Below are 16,905 nucleotides of genomic sequence, written 5' to 3' on the forward strand. Positions count from 1 at the left end.
GGCTTCCGCCGGCGCCCTCCGGTCCGGTTCAGCGAACCGCGCTCCGGTCCCGTCCCTCGATTCCGTCCGCCGATCCCCGCAGGTTCCGCCGATCCCCGCAGGTCAGGAGCGACCGCCATGACACAGCCCGACCCCGTGCCGCTGCACGGCGCCGACTACAAGCGCGACCCCTATCCGCTGTACGAAACCCTCCGCGCCGAGGGCCCGGTCCACCGGGTGCGCTTCCCCAGCGGGGTGGCCGCCTGGCTGGTCACCGGCTACGAGGCCGCCCACCGGGCGCTGAACGACGACCGGCTGGGCAAGCACCACTCCCGGGGCAACGCCGCCTGGCGCCGGCACGCGTCGATCATGCCGGAACCGCAGCACTCCCAGCTCCAGGTGCATCTGCTGCACCAGGACCCGCCGAAGCACACCACGATGCGGCGGCTGGTCCTCGACGCGTTCGCCCCGCGGCGGGTCGAGGCCCTGCGCCCGCGCTTCCGGGCCATGGCCGACGCACTGCTCGACGCGGTGCCCGCGGGCGGCGGCATGGACGCGGTGGCCTGTTTCGCCGCCCGGTTCCCGTTCCAGGTGCTGTCCGAGGTCATCGGGCTGGCGCCGGAGCTGGCCGGGCGGTTCGACCGCGACTGGGGGAAGGTCGTCCAGCCGGTCGGCCCGGAAGACCCCGGCCGCCCCGCGTACGAGGCCCGGCTGCGCGCCCTCCAGACGTACATCGCCGATGTCGTGGCCCACCAGCGGGCGCACCCCTCCGAGGAGTTGCTCGGCCGGCTGGTCGCGGCCCGGGACAGCGGGGCGCTGAGCCAGGAGGAGCTGGACTCCATGATCTTCCAGCTGCTGGTGGCCGGTCAGGAGCCGGTGACCAACCAGATCACCACCGCCCTCGTCGCCCTGCTGCGCCACCCCGGGGAGCTGGAGCGGCTGCGTGCCGAGCCGGAGATCCTCCCGCGGGCGGTGGAGGAACTCCTCCGCTACGACAGCGCCTTCGAGCTGACCACCTGGCGGTTCTTCGCCGAGGACGCCGATCTGCACGGCACCCGGGTCCCGGCCGGGGACTCGGTGATCGTCTCGCTCTGTGCGGCCAACCGTGACCCCGAGCGCTTCCCCGACCCCGACCGGCTGGACTTCGACCGGTCGCCCAACCCGCATCTCGCGTTCGGGCACGGCATCCACTTCTGCCCGGGTGCGGCGCTGGCCCGCATCGAGCTCCAGGTGGCGATCGGGACGCTGGTCGAGCGGCTGCCGGGGCTGCGGCTCGCCATGCCGGAGGACGAACTGCGCTGGATCCCGGCGGTCCTGGCGCGCGGGGTGAACGAGCTCCCGGTCACCTGGACGCCCGGGAGCTGCCCGGTCACCGGCCGACACGGCGGGGGTGCCCGTGCCGAAACGGACGCCGACGCCCCGGGAGAGGGCGTGCGGCGGGACGGTTCCCGCCCGGCCTTGTAGGGCGCGCCCGGCTCCGCTGTGCGGGGCCGGTTTGCCCGCAGGTCCCCGATACGCGGCGCCCCCGGTCCGTCAGTCCACCCGGTCCGTCCACCCGGTCCCCGGTCCGTCCAGCAGCCGGTGCGTGTCCCCGTGTCACCGGCCCCGACCGGGGACGCCGTCCCCCACCGCCCCCGTCCCACCCAGGAGTTCCCCGATGGCGTCTGCCGGCACCGTACTCACCGGCCCCGCTGCCCACCCGTCACTGTCCCCGGCCCAACGGAGGACCTGCGCGGCGATCCTGTCGCTGCTGCTGCCGCACCGGCGCACCGTGGACACCGCTGTGGTGCCCCCGGACCTGCCGGCCGCGTTCCCCGAGCAGACGCGCCAGCTCGCCCCGTTCGTCGCGGCCGGGGAGCCGGTGCTGTTCACCCTCCCCGGCTTTCCCTGCAAGTCCCCCAACCCGGCCAAGGTCCTCGGCCATCTGCCGGACGAGGGCGAACGGCGGTCGCTGCGCTTCCTGGACCGGCTGTGCGCCCGGATCGCCGCGGTGCACCCGCCCGGCGCGCGCATGCTCATCTGCTCCGACGGCCATGTCTTCGGGGACCTCATCCGGGTCTCCGACGCACACATCGACGCCTACGGGGACGGCCTGCGGGCGATGATCCGCGACGAGGGCCTGAGCCATCTGGACACCTTCGACCTGCGGGACGTCTTCGGCGACCAGCCCTGCGAGCGGAAACGGACCCAGGTCCACGACCGCTACGCGCCGACCGTCGAGGCCCTGCGCGCCCGGGCCAAGTCCGACGAGGGAACGCTGCGCCTGTACCGCGGGATCACCCGCTTCCTCGTCGAGGACACCGCGTCCTTCGACGGCTCGCGGTCGGCGCTGCAGCGCGACTGCCGCAGACGGGCCTACGGGGTGATGCAGCGCAGCCGCGCCTGGGGCGAGCTGATCGCGGAGCACCACCCCCGCTCGGTCCGGCTCTCCATCCACCCGCAGCCGCGCGGGGCCGCCAAGTTCGGCATCCGGCTGCTGGAGGCCCGGGACGCCTGGACCACGCCCTGGCACGCCGCCCCGCTGCTGCACCGGGACGGGGAGTGGGAGCTGCTCCACCGCAGGGCGGCGGAGCAGCGGGGCCGTCTGGTGCTGCGGGACGGCCGTCCCAGTCACTTCGAGGCGACAGCGTCCCGTTGACGCCGGTCACCGGCCTCCGCCGCCGGCGCCCGGTGGTCGAACGCGATCAGCGGGTCGCCGGTGAGCGGATGGTCGGTCACCGCCGCCCGGACGCCGAAGACCTCCGACAGCAGCTCCGGGGTGAGGACGTCGCGCGGCGCCCCGGAGGCGACCACCGCGCCGCCGGCCAGGACGTGCAGCCGGTCGCAGAGCGAGGCGGCGGCGTTCAGGTCGTGCAGCGCGATGAGGGTGGTCCGGCGGACGTCCCGGAGCAGGGTGAGGAGTTCCACCTGGTGCCGGATGTCGAGGTGGTTGGTCGGCTCGTCGAGGACGAGCACGTCCGGCTGCTGCGCGAACGCGCGGGCGAGCAGCACCCGTTGGCGCTCGCCGCCGGACAGTGCGGAGAACCGCCGGCCGGCCTGCCCGTCCATGCCCACCTGGGCCAGCGAGCGCAGCACGATCTCCCGGTCGGTGCGGTCGTCCCCGGCGAACGCGCGCTTGTACGGGGTGCGGCCCATGGCGACCACCTCGCGCACGGTCAGCTCGAAGTCGCTGCCGCGCTCCTGGGGCAGGGCGGCGACGTGGCGGGCGGCCCGGTCCGGGGCCAGCTCCCGGATGTCGGACCCGGCCAGCAGCACCCGGCCCGCGGTGGGCCGCAGATGGCGGTAGACGGTGCGCAGGACGGTGGACTTGCCGCTGCCGTTGGGCCCGACGAGGCCGACGGTCTCGCCGTCGGCGGCCATCAGGTGCACCCCGCTGACCACGGTGCGGCCGGCGTAGCTGACCTGCAGATCCTCGATGTCGATTCTCACCTGTCGCGCTCCAGGCGTCGGTCCAGCAGATAGAGGAGGGCGGGGGCGCCGATCAGCGAGGTGACGACACCGACCGGCAGCTCCTGGGAGTCCATGGCGGTGCGGCACACGATGTCCACGACCACCAGCAGCAGGGCTCCGGTGAGGGCGGAGAGCGGCAGGAGCCGCCGGTGGTCGCCGCCGACGAGCAGCCGGCACACGTGCGGGACCATCAGTCCGACGAAGGCGATGGCGCCCGACACGGCGACCAGACAGCCGGTGAGCACGCTGGTGACGACGAAGAGTTCCCGGCGCAGCCGGGTGACGTCGACGCCCACCCCGGCCGCCGTCTCGTCCCCCATGAGCAGGGCGTTGAGCCCGCGGGCCCGGGCCTGGAGGGCGAGCAGCCCGAGGGCGACCGCCGCGGCGGGCAGGGCCAGCAGGTCCCAGGTGGCGCCGCTCAGGCTGCCCATGAGCCAGAACAGCACGCTGTGGGTCTGCTGTTCGTCCCCGGTCTGGAGGACGAGGAAGCTGGTGAAGCCGGAGAGGAACTGTCCGATGCCGACTCCGGCGAGCACCAGGCGCAGCGGGGAGAAGCCGCCGCCCCGGCGGGCCAGCAGCCATACCAGGGAGAAGGCCGCCAGGGCTCCGGCGAAGGCGGCGGCGGACAGGCCGAGCCCGAGCAGTCCGCCGGCGCTCGCGCCGAGCACGATCGCCGCGACGGCACCCAGCGAGGCTCCGTTGGAGATGCCCAGCAGGTACGGGTCGGCGAGCGGGTTGCGGACCAGCGACTGGGTGGCGGTGCCGACCAGGCCGAGCCCGGCGCCGACGACCGCGGCCAGCAGGGCGCGCGGCACGCGGAGCTGCCAGACGATCAGGTCGTCGGTGCCCGGCCGGGGCGCCTCGCCCGCCAGCCGGCGCAGCACGGCGGACCAGACCTCCGCCGGCGGCACGTCGGTCGCCCCCCAGGAGACGGCGGCTGTGAGGGCGGCGAGCAGGGCGGCACCGAGGACGGCGGCGAACGGGCCGGGCCGTACGGGGTGGGCACGGCGGCCGGACCGGTCCGCGTCCGCCGCCTGCGGGCCGGGGGGGCCGGTGCCGGTCGGGGCGTCGGGGGAATTCCCGGGGTGCGGGGGGTGCGGGGAGTTTCCCGAGTTCTCGGGGTTCTCAGGGTTCTCAGGATGCCCCGAGTTCCGGGACGAGGAGAGCAGCGTCATCTAGCGGTCCGCCTCGACCTTGCCCGGGTACAGCGTGCGGGCGATCCGCTGCACCGTGTCGGCGTTGCCGACCCCGGCGATGGTCGTCGCCTCGGAGCCGAGCCGCAGGAACTTCCGCTCCTTGACGGCCTTCAGGCCCCGGGTGGCTGGGAAGCCGCGCAGGAAGCGCTCGGCCTCGTCGAAGGCCTTCTCGTTGGCTGCCTTGTCGCCCCGGTTGCGGACCGCGAGCTGGATCCAGTCCGGGTTCCGGTCGACCACGTCCTCCCAGGAGACCGGCTTGAAGTCGCCGTCGCAGCCGGCGAAGACGTTGCGGGCGCCTGCCTGGCTGATCACGGCGTGGCCCACCTGCTTGTTGCAGAGGGCCATGGGCTGCTTGGTCCCGGCGTCGTAGTCGAAGAAGAAGTACGTCGGACGCTTCCGCTCGGGAACGCCGTCCACCGCGGTGCGCACGGCGGACAGCTTCTTGTCCATGCCGGCCACGAGCTCCGCCGCCCGCTTGCCGGTTCCGGTGAGCGCGCCCAGCCGTTCGATGTCCCCGGTGACCTCGGAGAGGTCCTTGCGGGGGCCCTTCCGCTGCTGGGCGCAGGCGGTGGAGGCGAGGAACACATGCTTGATCCCGGCGGCCTCGAACTCCTTGTCGGTGGGGGCGTCGCCCATGCCCCCCATCCCGCCCATGCCGCCCATCGACGCGAAGGCGTCCAGGTAGAGGTCGGCACCCGAACCGAGCAGCTTCTCCTTGGGGATCACCGCCTTGCCGAGGACCGGCACCTTCCGCGCCTGCCGGTCGAGCTCGCCGGGCAGGGTGCCCTTGCCGGGCGGGAAGCCCGTTCCGGCCACCCGGTCGCCGGCGCCGAGGCGCAGCAGCATCTCCAGGCCGGAGGCGTTGCTGGTGACGATCTTCTCGGGCGGAGCGGAGAACGTGGTCTCCTTCCCGTCGCAGTCGGCCACCTTCACCGGGAACCCGCGGGCGGCGGCACCGGCGCCGTCCGCGCCGCCTCCGGCCTCGGTCCCGCCACCACAGCCGGTGGCGAGGACCGCCACCGCCGCCATGACACCGCACATCATGCGAGGGCGCATGCGTTCTCCCTGCCGCTCGAATCCTCGTACGGGCCCGCTGTCCGTGGACCCGGTGCAGGTAGTCGGCGGGAGGACGTACGGAGTTCCCGGCGGGGAGCACCGGAACGCGGACCGGCTGCCGGGCACCGGCGTACGCACCGTTGGGCAGGTGCCGGGCAGGTGCCGGGAGCCGTGGGACAGGGAGACGCAGGTCACAGGCGTTCATGTCACATCCTGCCGAGCCGTGCCGTCGTAACGGTGCAAGCACCCACAACGGCAGAGGAGATCACCATGAGTGCTCGTTTGGACGCCTTCGGCAGCCCGACCGTGGGCAAGATCTTCAAGCACATCATCGCGGCAGGCAAGGTGCTCGAGGACTCGACGCTGCCGGCCGCGACACAGGAGCTGGTCAAGCTCCGCGCCAGTCAGATCAACGGATGCGGTTTCTGCACCGACATGCACAGCAAGGACGCCGCCGCCGCGGGTGAGACCTCGGTACGTCTCCACCTGGTCGCGGCGTGGCGGGAGGCCACGGTCTTCACCGAGGCCGAGCGGGCCGCACTGGAGCTGGCCGAGCAGGGCACCCGCATCGCGGACGCGGCCGGTGGCGTCACGGACGAGGCGTGGGCGAACGCCGCCAAGCACTACGACGAGGAGCAACTGGCCGCCCTGGTGTGCGGGATCGCCCTCATCAATGCCTTCAACCGGGCGAACGTCATCATTCAGCAGCCCGCCGGCGACTACCAGCCCGGCCAGTTCGCATAACCGGGCGCGCATGAACGGGACTTGATTCCCCCGGCCCGCAGCATCACCCGCCCCCCGGGCACCCCTCACCGGGGCCCGGGGGGCGTCGTTCGGGTGCGGGCGGCGTCCTACGGGGCCGGTATGGATGCCTGATGGCGCGCCGCCATGGGTGGCTGATCCCGGCACAGTTCGACCGCTACGGCTCACGCTTCATGGCACACACGCAGCATTCGACGGTGGTCCGCGGTGACACCACCGAAGAACGCGTCCCGAATGACCCCGACGATCCGGACACCCCGCACAGCACACCGGGCCCGAGCCGACACGGCCGGGGCGGACGGGCCCTGTCCGACTCGCGTCCGGCAGCCCCCCGTTGTCAGTTGGGCCGCGGAACACGTTTCAACTCATGCCGGCGTCGCGCGCGAGGAGTGCCACCTGGACCCGGTTCGAGAGCCCGAGTTTGGAGAGGGCACGGCTGACATGGGCCTTCACCGTTCCCTCGCTCATGGACAGTTCACGGCCGATCTCGGCGTTCGACAGACCCCGGGCCACGGCACGGACCACATCCTGTTCACGGCCGGTCAGCACCGCCAGCCGTTCGCGGGCCTTGGCGGAGTCGCCCGACCCCAGTCCGGCGAACGTGTCGATCAGCCGTTTGGTGATCCTGGGAGTGAGCATCGCGCTTCCCGCGGCGATGGCACGCACGGCGGCGGCAAGGTCGCGCGGCGAGGTGTCCTTCAGGAGGAAACCGGCCGCTCCGTTGCGCAGTGCGGTGTGCACATAGTCGTCGAGGTCGAACGTGGTCAGCATGATCACGCTGGGGGCGCCGGGCCGGCGGCGGAGTTCCTTGAGCGCGGTCAGGCCGTCCATGCCGGGCATGCGTACATCCATCAGCACCACATCCGGGCGGTATTCGGCCGCGGCAGTCACGGCCTCACTGCCGTCGCTCGCCTCGGCGACCACCTCCATGTCCTCGGCCGGCTCCAGGATCATGCGTAACCCGGCCCGTACCAGCGCTTCGTCGTCGACGATCAGGACCCGGATCACTGGTGTTCCTCCATGGCGGGCGTGGGAATGGGAAGCCGTGCACGGACCGAGAAGCCTCCGCCCGTTCGCTGCTCCGCGGTGAATTCGCCGTCCAGCAGCTCGACGCGTTCACGCAGCCCGACGAGGCCCATGCCGCCGCCCGGCAGCGACTCGACGGGGCCGCCGGGGGCGTCGTTCCGTACGGCCACCTCCAGGCTGGAGGGGTGGTAGCGGACGAGGACTTCGGTGCGCGCCGCTCCGGCGTGCTTGTGCACGTTGGTGAGCGCTTCCTGCACCACACGGTACGCGGCCTGTTCGAGCAGGGTGGGCAGCCGCTGCGGCGTACCGTCGTCGCGTCTGCTGACGGGCATGCCGGCAGCGCGCGACTGATTGAGGAGACCTTCGAGGTCCACCAGGGTGGGCTGCGGTCCGAGCGCCATTCCTTCCCCGTCCACGGCCTTCAGCACGCCGATGACGCCCCTCAACTGTGCCAGGGCCTCACGGCCCGTGGTGCGGATGAGCTCCGCCGCGACCGCGGTCCCCTCGTCCTTCGCGTTGATCTCCAGGGCACCGGCGTGCAGCACCATGAGCGAGACCCGGTGGGCGACGACGTCGTGCATGTCCCGTGCGATGCGGGCGCGTTCCTGCAGGCGCGCCTGTTGCGCGCGGGCCGCCTGTCCCCGCTCGAGTTGCTCCGCCCGCAGGCGCAGGCTCTCGACCACGTCCCGGCGGGCCCTGTTCCACAGTCCGAGTGCGAAGGGCAGCCAGACGAACAGCCCGGCGCCGCCCAACGACGCGAGGATGTCCCCCCGGACGACACCCGGCAGCCCGATGGCCAGATGCACAGCCGTCGGCAGCACCGCGATCGCGCCGGCCCCCACCACGTAGGACATCTGCCGGAGCGGACTGCGCGCGGTGGAACCGACGACGTACGACGCTACGCACAGCGTGGTCCAGACGGATGCCAGAACCCATGCGACGCATCCGACCAGCACGACCGGCCGACGCTTGCGCGGAAGGGCCAGTACGGCGGCCGCGGAGCCGGCTGCGACGGCCACGGCCAGGAACAGGACCGGCCAGGGGGCCAGGCCCAGTTCCGCCTGTATGTGGCGGACCAGGCGGGCGTCGGTGGGGAAGAACGCACCGGCGGCGAGCACGGCCGCCAGCAGCCTCAGCCTCCAGCGGTCCAGCCATCGCCACGCGCGTGCTCCCAGTGCCGGTTCGGTGGTCGTCCGTGTACGTCGGGTCACACGCCGAGCGTATGGGGTCAGCGGTGCGTCTGCTTCTGTCGTTGGTCTGTACCGCCCCTGACGAAAGTCGGGGGTGTCTCCCTGACCCAAGTGCGGTCCGTTCGTGGACTTTCCGGAGACGTGGGCCGGGCCCCGTTCGCGGAGACTCGCTGCCATGACACAGACAGCTGCCATGACACAGACAACAGCCGCTGTCCGGGCCTCGGGACTGGGCAGGTACTACGGATCCGGCGACGCCCGGGTGACCGCCCTCGCGGGCGTGAACGTGGAGTTCATGCACCGGGAGTTCACCGCGATCATGGGTCCTTCCGGCTCGGGAAAGTCGACGCTGATGCACTGCGTCGCGGGCCTGGACCAGGCCGACGAGGGCACGGTGTGGATCGGGGACACCGAGCTGACGGGGCTCACCGACGACGCGCTCACCGATCTGCGCCGGGACCGCGTGGGGTTCGTCTTCCAGGCATTCAATCTGTTACCCACCCTCACGGCCCTGGAGAACATCCTGCTGCCGTTCGACCTCGCGGGGCGCAAGCCCGACCGGGCCGTACTGGACGAGGTCATCACCGCGGTGAACCTCCGGGACCGGCTGCACCACCGGCCCAGCCGGCTCTCCGGCGGCCAGCAGCAGCGCGTGGCCTGTGCCCGGGCCCTGGTCACCCAGCCGGATGTGGTGTTCGCCGACGAGCCGACCGGCTCGCTGGACTCCGCCGCCTCCGCGGAGCTGCTCCGGTTCCTGCGCCGGAGCGTCGACGACCTCGGCAGGACCGTGGTGATGGTGACCCACGACCCCGGTGCCGCCGCCTTCGCCGACCGGGTGCTCTTCCTCAAGGACGGTGCTCTCGTCGACGAGATCCTCGCACCGGCCGCGGACCGTGTGCTGGAGCGCATGAAGTCCTTCGAAAGGGCCGTTGCCTGATGCTGAGGACCATGCTGCGCGACCTGCTCGCGCACAAGGGCCGCGCGGTGATGACGCTCGTGGCCATCGCCCTGGGTGTCACCGCGACGGTCGGCAGCTGGGTGGTGAGCGACTCCGTCGCGGCGACGCTCACCCTGCGCAAGACGCGGGAGGACGTCGGCGTCGCGGTGCAGAGCCCGGGCAAGGATCCGGTACTCGGCGCTGCGGACCGCGACCGGCTGGCCGGCCTGCCCGGCGTCGCCGAGGCCGAAGGGGTGACCGTCGGACGGGCGGGCATCGTCGGGCGCGACGGCAAGCTGGTCAGGGCGAGCACGGTACTCGACCGGGCCGGCACCAACTGGAGCAGCGACAAGCGCTTCACGGTGGACGCAGGCGAGGCCCCCGAGAGGCCCGGCCAGGTTGCGCTCAACCGGACCGACGCCGACGTGGCCGGTGTCGCCGTGGGTGACACCGTACGTGTCCTGCTGTCCGGCGGCCGTACGGACCGGGCCGAGGTGACCGCCCTGTTCACGTACCACCGTCTGGGACGGCAGGCCGAGACGGATTCGAACGAGGCGTCCGACGCCGTTCCGGTCGTTGCCTACGACAACGCCACCGCCGCGAAGCTCTTCGGTCCCCGGTTCCACCGCCTCGAACTGACCGCCGCGCCGGGAGTCGCCCCCGCCGCGCTCGCGGACGCCGTTCGCGGAGCCGTGCCCGACTCCTACCCCGTGGCGACGGGCAGGGCTCTGGCCGACGCCGCGGCCGCCCAGTCCGAGGACGAGGCACAGGACCTGAGGCTGACGATGCTGCCCTTCGCCGCGGTCGCACTGATGGTCGGGATGTTCGTCATCGCCAACACCTTCACGATGCTGGTCGGTCAGCGCACCCGGCAGTTCGCGCTGCTGCGCGCCGTCGGCGCGCGCAAGAGGCAGGTACGGACCGGGATCGTCCTGGAGGCGGCCGTGCTGGGTCTGGCCGGCGGCGCGATCGGTTCGCTGGCCGGTGTTGCGATCGGTCCGTTGATGATCAGCGTGCTGCGCCCGGACGACAACGTCGCGTTCACCGTCCGACCGGGCGCGATCCTGCTCGGCTTCGGTGTAGCCGTCCTGGTGACGGTGTCGGCGGCGTACAGCTCGGCGCGGCGCGCCGCCGCCGTACCGCCGGTGGCCGCGCTGCGCACCGACGCCGTCGTCCCCCGGGAGACCAAGCGGCGCCGGAACGTGCTGGGGGCTGCCTTCCTGGTCGCCTCCACGGTGATGATCGTCGCCACGGCGGACCCGAGCGCCTCGAACACCCTGCGGATCATCGCGCTGGTGGGCGCGTTGCTCGGTGTCATCGGTGTGGTTCTGCTCGCTCCGTTCCTCGCCGAGAAGGTGCTCCAGCCGGTCACCGGATTCCTCGGCGTGCGGACCGCGCCGTCCGTACGGCTGGGGCTGCGCAGCGCCGCCGGCGATCCACGACGTACGGCGGGTACCGCGACCGCCATCACGGTCGGCCTCGGGCTGGTGTGCGCCTTCGCCACGCTCAGCGCGTCCTTCGCCGGGCTGATCGCCTCCACGACCCGGGCCAACGTGCCGATCACGACCACCGTGCTGCAGTCGGCCGCGGGTGGCGAGTCGACCCTCACGCCGACGGAGGCGGACCGGGTCCGCGGACTGCCGGGCGTCGACCACGTCGCCGCGAGCCGCGACGTGCTGGTGGGTCTGTCCTACGAGGGCGGCACCACCACCCGGCGGATCTCCGCGATCGAGCCCGAGGCGCTGAAGACCGTCCTCACACCCCGCATCACTGCGGGCAGCCCCGATCTGACCCGGGGTTTGGTCATCTCACAGAACCAGGCCGACATGCTGGACGTGGGCATGGGCGACGAGCTCACGCTGAAGCTGGACGCCGGGACATCCGTCACGCAGTCCGTCGTGGGCGTCTACGACGCCACAGAACTGCAGGCGAGCATCTTCCTGGACGTGGCGAAGGCACCGGAGGCCCTGCGCAAGCAGATCACCCTCCTGTACGCCTCGGGGGCCGACCCGGACGCGGCGCGCGAGAGCATCGAGGCGGCGTTCCGCAACCGCCCCGATGTGACCGTCACCGACCGTGAGGGCCTGGTCCGGCAAGGCGTCGACCAGCAGCGGTTCGCGTTCACCCTGATGTACGCCATGTTCGGCGTGGCCATCGTCATCGCGGTGTTCGGCGTCGTCAACACACTGGTGCTGTCGGTCATGGAACGCACCCGTGAGATCGGTGTGATGCGTGCAGTGGGCGCCAAGCGGCTGCTGGTGCGCCGGGCGATCAGGGCGGAGTCCGTCGCGATATCCCTGTTCGGCGCGCTCCTGGGGGTGGTCGTGGGGATTCCGGCGGGCGCCGTGATGCAGCATGCCATGTTCGGACAACGGCTGGGGGACTTCACGATGCCGTTCACCGTGATCGGCCTCGCGGTGGCCGGGATCGCCGTCGCCGCGGTGCTGGCAGCGATGTTCCCGGCCCGCCGCGCGGCCGACACCGACGTGCTGACGGCGATCGCCGGCGAATAGCCCCGGCAGAACGCGCAGCGGTGAACGGCGGTGGGGCCGACGGACATCCATCGCCCCCGCTTCGGCCCCGCTCCCTCAGCCGGGCATGCGTCGTCCAGGGGCAGCGGGGCAGCCCATGGCCGGTGCTTCGTACGCCGCCAAGGCCGGGGCGGGGCGGGATCGTTCAGACGTCAGCGTTTCGCTCTGGGAGGCCGGCGCGGAGCCGGATTCCCCCGGGGAGGGCCGGCGCGGAGCACTTTCACCTGCCCGATCTGGAGGTGTGGTCACGACTCTGCTGCCGCGAGATCACCCGAACTGCCGCCCGGGGTACGGTCTGCACGTGATCTACTTGATAGGCGGCCCGCCACGAGTGGGCAAGAGCACCCTCGCGTGGATGGCGCTGGAACGGGACGGCATCCCGGGATGCCCGACCGATGTTCTGGTTTCGATGTTGCAGCGCGCCGCGCCCCAGCACGGCGTGCGCCACGGCACGCACCCGGACAAGGCCGTACCGGCGCAGCCCTTCCTCGTTGAGTTCATCCGTGCCACCGCAGAGAGCCTCGACGACTCCGATCCCCTGGACGGCTATGTGGTCGAGGGCGACATCGTCACGCCGGCGGCGGCCACCGCCGCCGCTGGTCTCGGGATGCCGCTGAGCTGCGTCTTCCTTGGGAACTCGGAGCTGACCACCGAACACTTGAGGGCCGCCCCGGACTGGCTCGACGGAGCCGACGACACCACCTATCGGGAGATCGCCGCGTGGGTCAGGGAACAAAGCACTGCCCTGCGTGAAGCCTGTGCGGCCAGCGGGCACGTCTATGTCGAGTTGGGGGCCGGCTACGCCCAGGGCCTTGAGAGGGCCTACTCGACACTGATGGAGAGGCGCTGACCGCCCACCGTCAGCACCCGCGAAGGCCCGCAAAGAATTGCGGGACAAGCCTTAGGGACAGCCCATGGCCGGTGCTTCGTACGCCGCCAAGGCCGGGGCGGGGCGGGAGCGTTCAGACGTCAGCGATTCGCCCTGGGAGGTCGGCGCGAAGCCGGATTTTCCCCCCGGGGAGGGCCGGCGCGGAGCCGGTTTCTCCCTGGGCACGCCGGCGCGGAGCCGGTCTTCCCCTGGGCGTGGCGGGCCGGCCGGAGAGCCGTACCCGGGCAGCGCGGCCTCCCGCCGCCCGGCCGCACCGGTCCTCGTCACCACAGTGGCTCGCTCACAGCTCGGCGTCCCTCCTGATGCCGTGCCGCACCGGTCGATGGCCGGCCGGACCCGCTGCGCACCCGGCCATCACGGCACGGGGGGGGAGGCGGGTCGGAGAAGGCCGTCCTCCCGGCCAGCTCTGCGCCCCGGCCGTGTGGCCCGGCAGCGGTCACGCGGCGGAGGGTGGGGAACCGGGTTCCGTCGAGGTCGTCGAGAGCCGCCCGGAGTTCCGGGTGGGGCCGGTCGGCGGAGCCGAGGTGCAGGCGTGTGACGCGGTGGTGGCGAATCGCACGGAGGAGACGCGCGGTTCCCGTTCCGGCCTCGCTCCCGGGGACGACGAGGGCCTCGCCGACGCGCAGCGGCCAGAACAGCTCCCCCGTCACCGCGGAGAGGGCCGTCGGAGCGGTGAACAGCACCCGGTCGTCGGCGGTGAGTTCGTACGCCGCCTGCATCCGGCGCACCCGCCGGTCGACGACGGCGTGCGGGACGAGCACGTCGCGCGGGTGTCCGTCGGGCCCGGCGACACGGTCGACGCAGGCGGGGTGCTGGGGCGTCAGAGGCCGGGGCGGATCGGTGCCCTGGTAGCCGGACAGATCGCAGGTCCCGACGTCGACCCCCACCTCATCGAGGAGACAGCCCGCCACAACGGCCACCCGGACATCCTGCGCGAGATGCTCGACGGCACGACCGGCGACTAGCGCTTCGACCGCATGGGATCCGGCGGAAAGCATGGCCAGGCCCGGAGCCGGACCGAGACGACGGTGCCGGTGACGGTGCCGTGGCAGATGTGGCTCACCGGCTGCCCGCTCTACCGCTCACCGGCTTCCAGGCGTTGACGCGGCCTACCGGTCGAGCGCTCCGCGTTGCGCCGGGCTGAGGCGGTCCGGTCTCGTGGTGAGGCCGTACGTCCGGGGCCCGATGGCCTTGAGGGCGAGGGGATCGGCGATGGCCGGTTGCCGTTGGATCACATCCAGGGCGGCGGTGGTGCGGCCCCGGGGCCAGTCGAGCGCGGTGGCCAGCGTGCCCAGGGTGAGCGGCCGGTCGGCGTGCACGAGGGCGGCGAGCACGGTCAGCGCGTCGCACACGGCGGTCTCCGTGAGGGTGCGGCCGCTCATCTGCTCGCTGAGACGGCCGAAGAACCGGCCCATCGTGCCGAGTCGGGCGCCGGCAGTCGTCTCGGCGCCGAAAATCTCGACACCCCGCTGTGCGGCAGTCGCAATGTCGGCGTGTGCGCCGGTGTCGGCTTGCCATGCCCGGAGCCAGGCGTCGTCGTCGATGACGTACCGCTCACGGCGCCTGCCGGGATCCGGTCGGCGCACCACCAGCTCCATGGCCTCGAGGGAGCCGATGGACTTGGACACCGACGCGGGGCTGACGCGCAGCCGGCGCACCAGGTCGGCTGCCGTCAGGCCGTCGGCGTCGGCGGTGAGCAGGCACACGAACACCCGGGAGGTCATGCGAGGCAGGCCGGTCGCGGCCAGTAGCGTCGCGAACCGGTCCACGAAGCCGCGCACCAGCTCGGCCTGCTGCTCGTCGGCCGCCGGCTCCGCGGGCCGGGCCGGCTTCCGCCGGCGGGCACGGTCGCTGGAGACCTGCTGTGCGTGGTCGGCCCCGTAGTGACCGGGTGCGCCGTTGTGTGCGACCTCGCGACTGATCGTCGACGTCGGTCGGCCGAGCCGTCGGCCGATCTCGGCGTACCCGAGCCCTTCGGCCAGCCACGCCGCGATGCGCCGACGGTCCTCGTAGGTCAGCCTGCCTCCTGGCACCGACGCGACTCCTCTCCTTGCATTCAGCAACAGTACAGTGCAACGACTCATTTTCGGGAGTTGCATTCATTCACAATTCTGTTGCAACGATCCATGATTCAGTGGGTATTTGGGACCTCATTTCGTTGACGCGCCCTAAAACGCAACGTAGCTTTTCCTCACCCGAAAAGAGAGGATCCACGATGTACGTGATGGTCGTGTCGACGGTCTCGGACGACGGCAACTTCTGGAGCGGGCTGAAGAAAGCACACACCCAACTCCCCCAGGGCGCCACGTGGAAGCTGGCGGTCGCGAGCCGGGGCGGAGGCAAAGCGGTGAACGTCATCACCCACGACTCCGTCGATGGTGTCCGGGAATTCTTCGAGGCATTCGCCGGCGCCTATGCCACGACGGAGTACTTCGAAGCGGACGCCGCGAACGCGGTCGGTCTCCCGCGATGACCATCGACGTACCACGGATCCGGGCCCGGGTCGCCGAACTCCTGGCGGAGTACGCCATCCCGAGCGCCGCGATCGGCGTGCTCCACGACGGAGAGCTCACCGAACTCGCGGTCGGCGTCAAGAACGTGGAAACGCGCGAACCCGCAACGACGGACACCGTCTACCAATGCGGCTCCATGACCAAGACGTGGACCGCACTGGCCTTCATGCAACTCGTCGACGAGGGGAAAGTCGACCTCGACGAGCCGTTGCGGACCTGTCTGCCCGGTTTCGCGGTGGCCGATCCCGAGGCAAGCGCGAAGGTCACCCCTCGTCACCTGCTGCACCACACCAACGGTATCGAGGAGGCCTATGGCGACCCCGGCGAAGACGAGGACGTCTATGCGCGCATGGTCGAGAACATCGCCGACGCACCCCAGGTCTTCCCACCGGGCCGCACCCACGGTTACAGCGCGGTGCTGGGTTACGCACTTCTCGCGCGGATCCTGGAGGTGCAGGACGGCGCGCGCTGGGACGACATCATGCGGCACCGCCTCTTCGACCCCATGGGTCTGACCAGCACGAACAGTTGGCACGAGCAGGTGGATGAAGCCCGGGCCGCGACCGGGCACCTGATCCGCTCCCCGGAGGAAGGCCCCGTCGTCACACCGGTGCGCTACCTGCCGCGCGCATTCGGCCCCGGCGGAAACATCACCTCGACCTCCCGGGAGGTACTTGCCATGGCGCACGTCCTCCTCAACCAAGGCACGGCGCCGAACGGAGAGCGCATCGTCTCGGCCGAGAGCATTCGAGAGATGCTGTGTTCCCGGGTGCCCGTACCGGATCCGTACATGTTCGGGCCGGCATGGGCACTCGGCCTCATCGTGGGTGACTGGCACGGCGAAACCGTCTACGTGACCGACGGCAGCACCGTGGGCCAGAACGCCCGGCTACGGCTTCTGCCGGACTCGAATACCGCCCTTGCCCTGCTGACCAACGGCGGACCGCGGGAGAGCTTCGCTCACGCGGTGTTCAACGAGATCCTGACCGACCTCGGCATGGTCACCATCCCGGACCTGCCGGCACCGGACACGACGCTGGATCTCGACCTGTCCAGGTACGAAGGCGTGTACGGGCGCCCCGGCGCACGGTACGAGGTGTCAGCCGAAGGCGGGGAGCTGCATCTGACCCTGGTCCTCGACCCGATGCAGGCGGCATTTCTCGGAAAGCCGGACCGCATCGGATACGCGCTGCTCCCGGTGAGCGAGACCCATTTCCTGATGCCACCGGCGGATCCGCTGGAAGACACCCGGACGGTCGCGCTCTACGACTTCACCGACGGCACGGCCCAGTACCTCCATACCAACTGCCGGGTGAACCCGCGGCAGAGGTGACCGTGCCATGCGGTCCTCGACGTCGCGGCACCCATCCCGACCT

At 71.7% G+C, this 16,905-nt stretch carries 14 protein-coding genes and 1 pseudogene; 9 read left to right on the plus strand and 6 right to left on the minus strand.

All coding sequences use genetic code 11. From position 1 onward, the window contains the following. Nucleotides 1-117: 117 nt before the first annotated feature. Together ACFYYR_RS07335 and ACFYYR_RS07340 are read left to right on the plus strand one after the other, a co-directional pair. Nucleotides 118-1,443: a cytochrome P450 gene (locus ACFYYR_RS07335; RefSeq protein WP_388847895.1), complete on the plus strand. Its 1,326-nt coding sequence runs from the start codon at nt 118-120 to the stop codon at nt 1,441-1,443. A gap of 193 nt (nt 1,444-1,636) precedes the next feature. Further along, nucleotides 1,637-2,617: an L-tyrosine/L-tryptophan isonitrile synthase family protein gene (locus ACFYYR_RS07340; protein WP_388847898.1), complete on the plus strand. Its 981-nt coding sequence runs from the start codon at nt 1,637-1,639 to the stop codon at nt 2,615-2,617. Here the strand turns inward: ACFYYR_RS07340 and ACFYYR_RS07345 are convergent. The 3 genes from ACFYYR_RS07345 to ACFYYR_RS07355 are packed head-to-tail and all read right to left on the minus strand — an operon-like array spanning nt 2,590 to nt 5,681. Then, nucleotides 2,590-3,408: an ABC transporter ATP-binding protein gene (locus tag ACFYYR_RS07345; RefSeq protein ID WP_388847901.1), complete on the minus strand. Its 819-nt coding sequence runs from the start codon at nt 3,406-3,408 to the stop codon at nt 2,590-2,592. The two genes, ACFYYR_RS07340 and ACFYYR_RS07345, sit on opposite strands and share 28 nt — an antisense overlap. Beyond that, nucleotides 3,405-4,604, minus strand: coding sequence for a FecCD family ABC transporter permease (locus tag ACFYYR_RS07350; RefSeq protein WP_388847903.1), 1,200 nt, complete (start codon nt 4,602-4,604; stop codon nt 3,405-3,407). Before ACFYYR_RS07350 ends, ACFYYR_RS07345 begins: the two co-directional genes overlap by 4 nt. Further along, nucleotides 4,605-5,681, minus strand: a complete 1,077-nt coding sequence (locus ACFYYR_RS07355; protein ID WP_388847906.1) for an ABC transporter substrate-binding protein — start codon at nt 5,679-5,681, stop codon at nt 4,605-4,607. It abuts the gene before it with no gap. 270 nt (nt 5,682-5,951) lie between these two features. Between ACFYYR_RS07355 and ACFYYR_RS07360 the strand changes: the two genes are divergently transcribed. Further along, on the plus strand, nt 5,952-6,425 hold the full coding sequence (locus ACFYYR_RS07360; protein WP_388847909.1) for a carboxymuconolactone decarboxylase family protein: 474 nt from the start codon (nt 5,952-5,954) through the stop codon (nt 6,423-6,425). A 378-nt stretch (nt 6,426-6,803) separates the two neighbouring features. Here the strand turns inward: ACFYYR_RS07360 and ACFYYR_RS07365 are convergent, their stop codons facing one another. Next, a complete protein-coding gene (locus ACFYYR_RS07365) occupies nt 6,804-7,451 on the minus strand; it encodes a response regulator (protein WP_388847912.1) in 648 nt (215 codons plus the stop codon). Beyond that, nucleotides 7,448-8,680 carry a sensor histidine kinase gene (locus ACFYYR_RS07370; RefSeq protein ID WP_388847915.1) on the minus strand — a complete coding sequence of 411 codons (1,233 nt, stop codon included), beginning with the start codon at nt 8,678-8,680 and terminating at the stop codon, nt 7,448-7,450. The genes ACFYYR_RS07365 and ACFYYR_RS07370 overlap by 4 nt, the downstream gene beginning before the upstream one ends. Before the next feature lie 172 nt (nt 8,681-8,852). Here ACFYYR_RS07370 and ACFYYR_RS07375 point away from each other — a divergent pair, with 172 nt between their 5' ends. From ACFYYR_RS07375 to ACFYYR_RS07390, 4 genes and pseudogenes are all read left to right on the plus strand, one after another. Beyond that, a complete protein-coding gene (locus tag ACFYYR_RS07375) occupies nt 8,853-9,596 on the plus strand; it encodes an ABC transporter ATP-binding protein (protein ID WP_388847919.1) in 744 nt (247 codons plus the stop codon). Further along, nucleotides 9,596-12,109, plus strand: a complete 2,514-nt coding sequence (locus ACFYYR_RS07380; protein WP_388847922.1) for an ABC transporter permease — start codon at nt 9,596-9,598, stop codon at nt 12,107-12,109. Before ACFYYR_RS07375 ends, ACFYYR_RS07380 begins: the two co-directional genes overlap by 1 nt. A gap of 319 nt (nt 12,110-12,428) precedes the next feature. Continuing rightward, a complete protein-coding gene (locus ACFYYR_RS07385; protein ID WP_388847925.1) occupies nt 12,429-12,977 on the plus strand; it encodes a hypothetical protein in 549 nt (182 codons plus the stop codon). Between the two features lie 923 nt (nt 12,978-13,900). Then, nucleotides 13,901-13,981, plus strand: a pseudogene (locus ACFYYR_RS07390) (DUF664 domain-containing protein); the annotation flags it as partial. A gap of 144 nt (nt 13,982-14,125) precedes the next feature. Here ACFYYR_RS07390 and ACFYYR_RS07395 read toward each other — a convergent pair. After that, nucleotides 14,126-15,049 carry a MarR family transcriptional regulator gene (locus tag ACFYYR_RS07395; protein WP_388847928.1) on the minus strand — a complete coding sequence of 308 codons (924 nt, stop codon included), beginning with the start codon at nt 15,047-15,049 and terminating at the stop codon, nt 14,126-14,128. A gap of 182 nt (nt 15,050-15,231) precedes the next feature. On the opposite strand from ACFYYR_RS07395, the gene ACFYYR_RS07400 reads away from it, so the two are divergent. Both ACFYYR_RS07400 and ACFYYR_RS07405 read left to right on the plus strand, forming a co-directional pair. Continuing rightward, nucleotides 15,232-15,489 carry a hypothetical protein gene (locus ACFYYR_RS07400; RefSeq protein WP_388847931.1) on the plus strand — a complete coding sequence of 86 codons (258 nt, stop codon included), beginning with the start codon at nt 15,232-15,234 and terminating at the stop codon, nt 15,487-15,489. Continuing rightward, a complete protein-coding gene (locus ACFYYR_RS07405; RefSeq protein ID WP_388847934.1) occupies nt 15,486-16,862 on the plus strand; it encodes a serine hydrolase domain-containing protein in 1,377 nt (458 codons plus the stop codon). Before ACFYYR_RS07400 ends, ACFYYR_RS07405 begins: the two co-directional genes overlap by 4 nt. Nucleotides 16,863-16,905: the final 43 nt, after the last annotated feature.

The sequence above is a fragment of the Streptomyces sp. NPDC001922 genome (assembly GCF_042891165.1).
GTDB lineage: Bacteria > Actinomycetota > Actinomycetes > Streptomycetales > Streptomycetaceae > Streptomyces.

Bases quoted from the DNA above. Each gene is read 5' to 3' on its own strand.
- ACFYYR_RS07340 (WP_388847898.1), top strand. From the start codon at position 1,637: ATGGCGTCTGCCGGCACCGTACTCACCGGCCCCGCTGCCCACCCGTCA.
- ACFYYR_RS07375 (WP_388847919.1), top strand. From the start codon at position 8,853: ATGACACAGACAACAGCCGCTGTCCGGGCCTCGGGACTGGGCAGGTAC.
- ACFYYR_RS07350 (WP_388847903.1), bottom strand. From the start codon at position 4,604: ATGACGCTGCTCTCCTCGTCCCGGAACTCGGGGCATCCTGAGAACCCT.
- ACFYYR_RS07380 (WP_388847922.1), top strand. From the start codon at position 9,596: ATGCTGAGGACCATGCTGCGCGACCTGCTCGCGCACAAGGGCCGCGCG.
- ACFYYR_RS07400 (WP_388847931.1), top strand. From the start codon at position 15,232: ATGTACGTGATGGTCGTGTCGACGGTCTCGGACGACGGCAACTTCTGG.
- ACFYYR_RS07355 (WP_388847906.1), bottom strand. From the start codon at position 5,681: ATGCGCCCTCGCATGATGTGCGGTGTCATGGCGGCGGTGGCGGTCCTC.
- ACFYYR_RS07335 (WP_388847895.1), top strand. From the start codon at position 118: ATGACACAGCCCGACCCCGTGCCGCTGCACGGCGCCGACTACAAGCGC.
- ACFYYR_RS07405 (WP_388847934.1), top strand. From the start codon at position 15,486: ATGACCATCGACGTACCACGGATCCGGGCCCGGGTCGCCGAACTCCTG.
- ACFYYR_RS07360 (WP_388847909.1), top strand. From the start codon at position 5,952: ATGAGTGCTCGTTTGGACGCCTTCGGCAGCCCGACCGTGGGCAAGATC.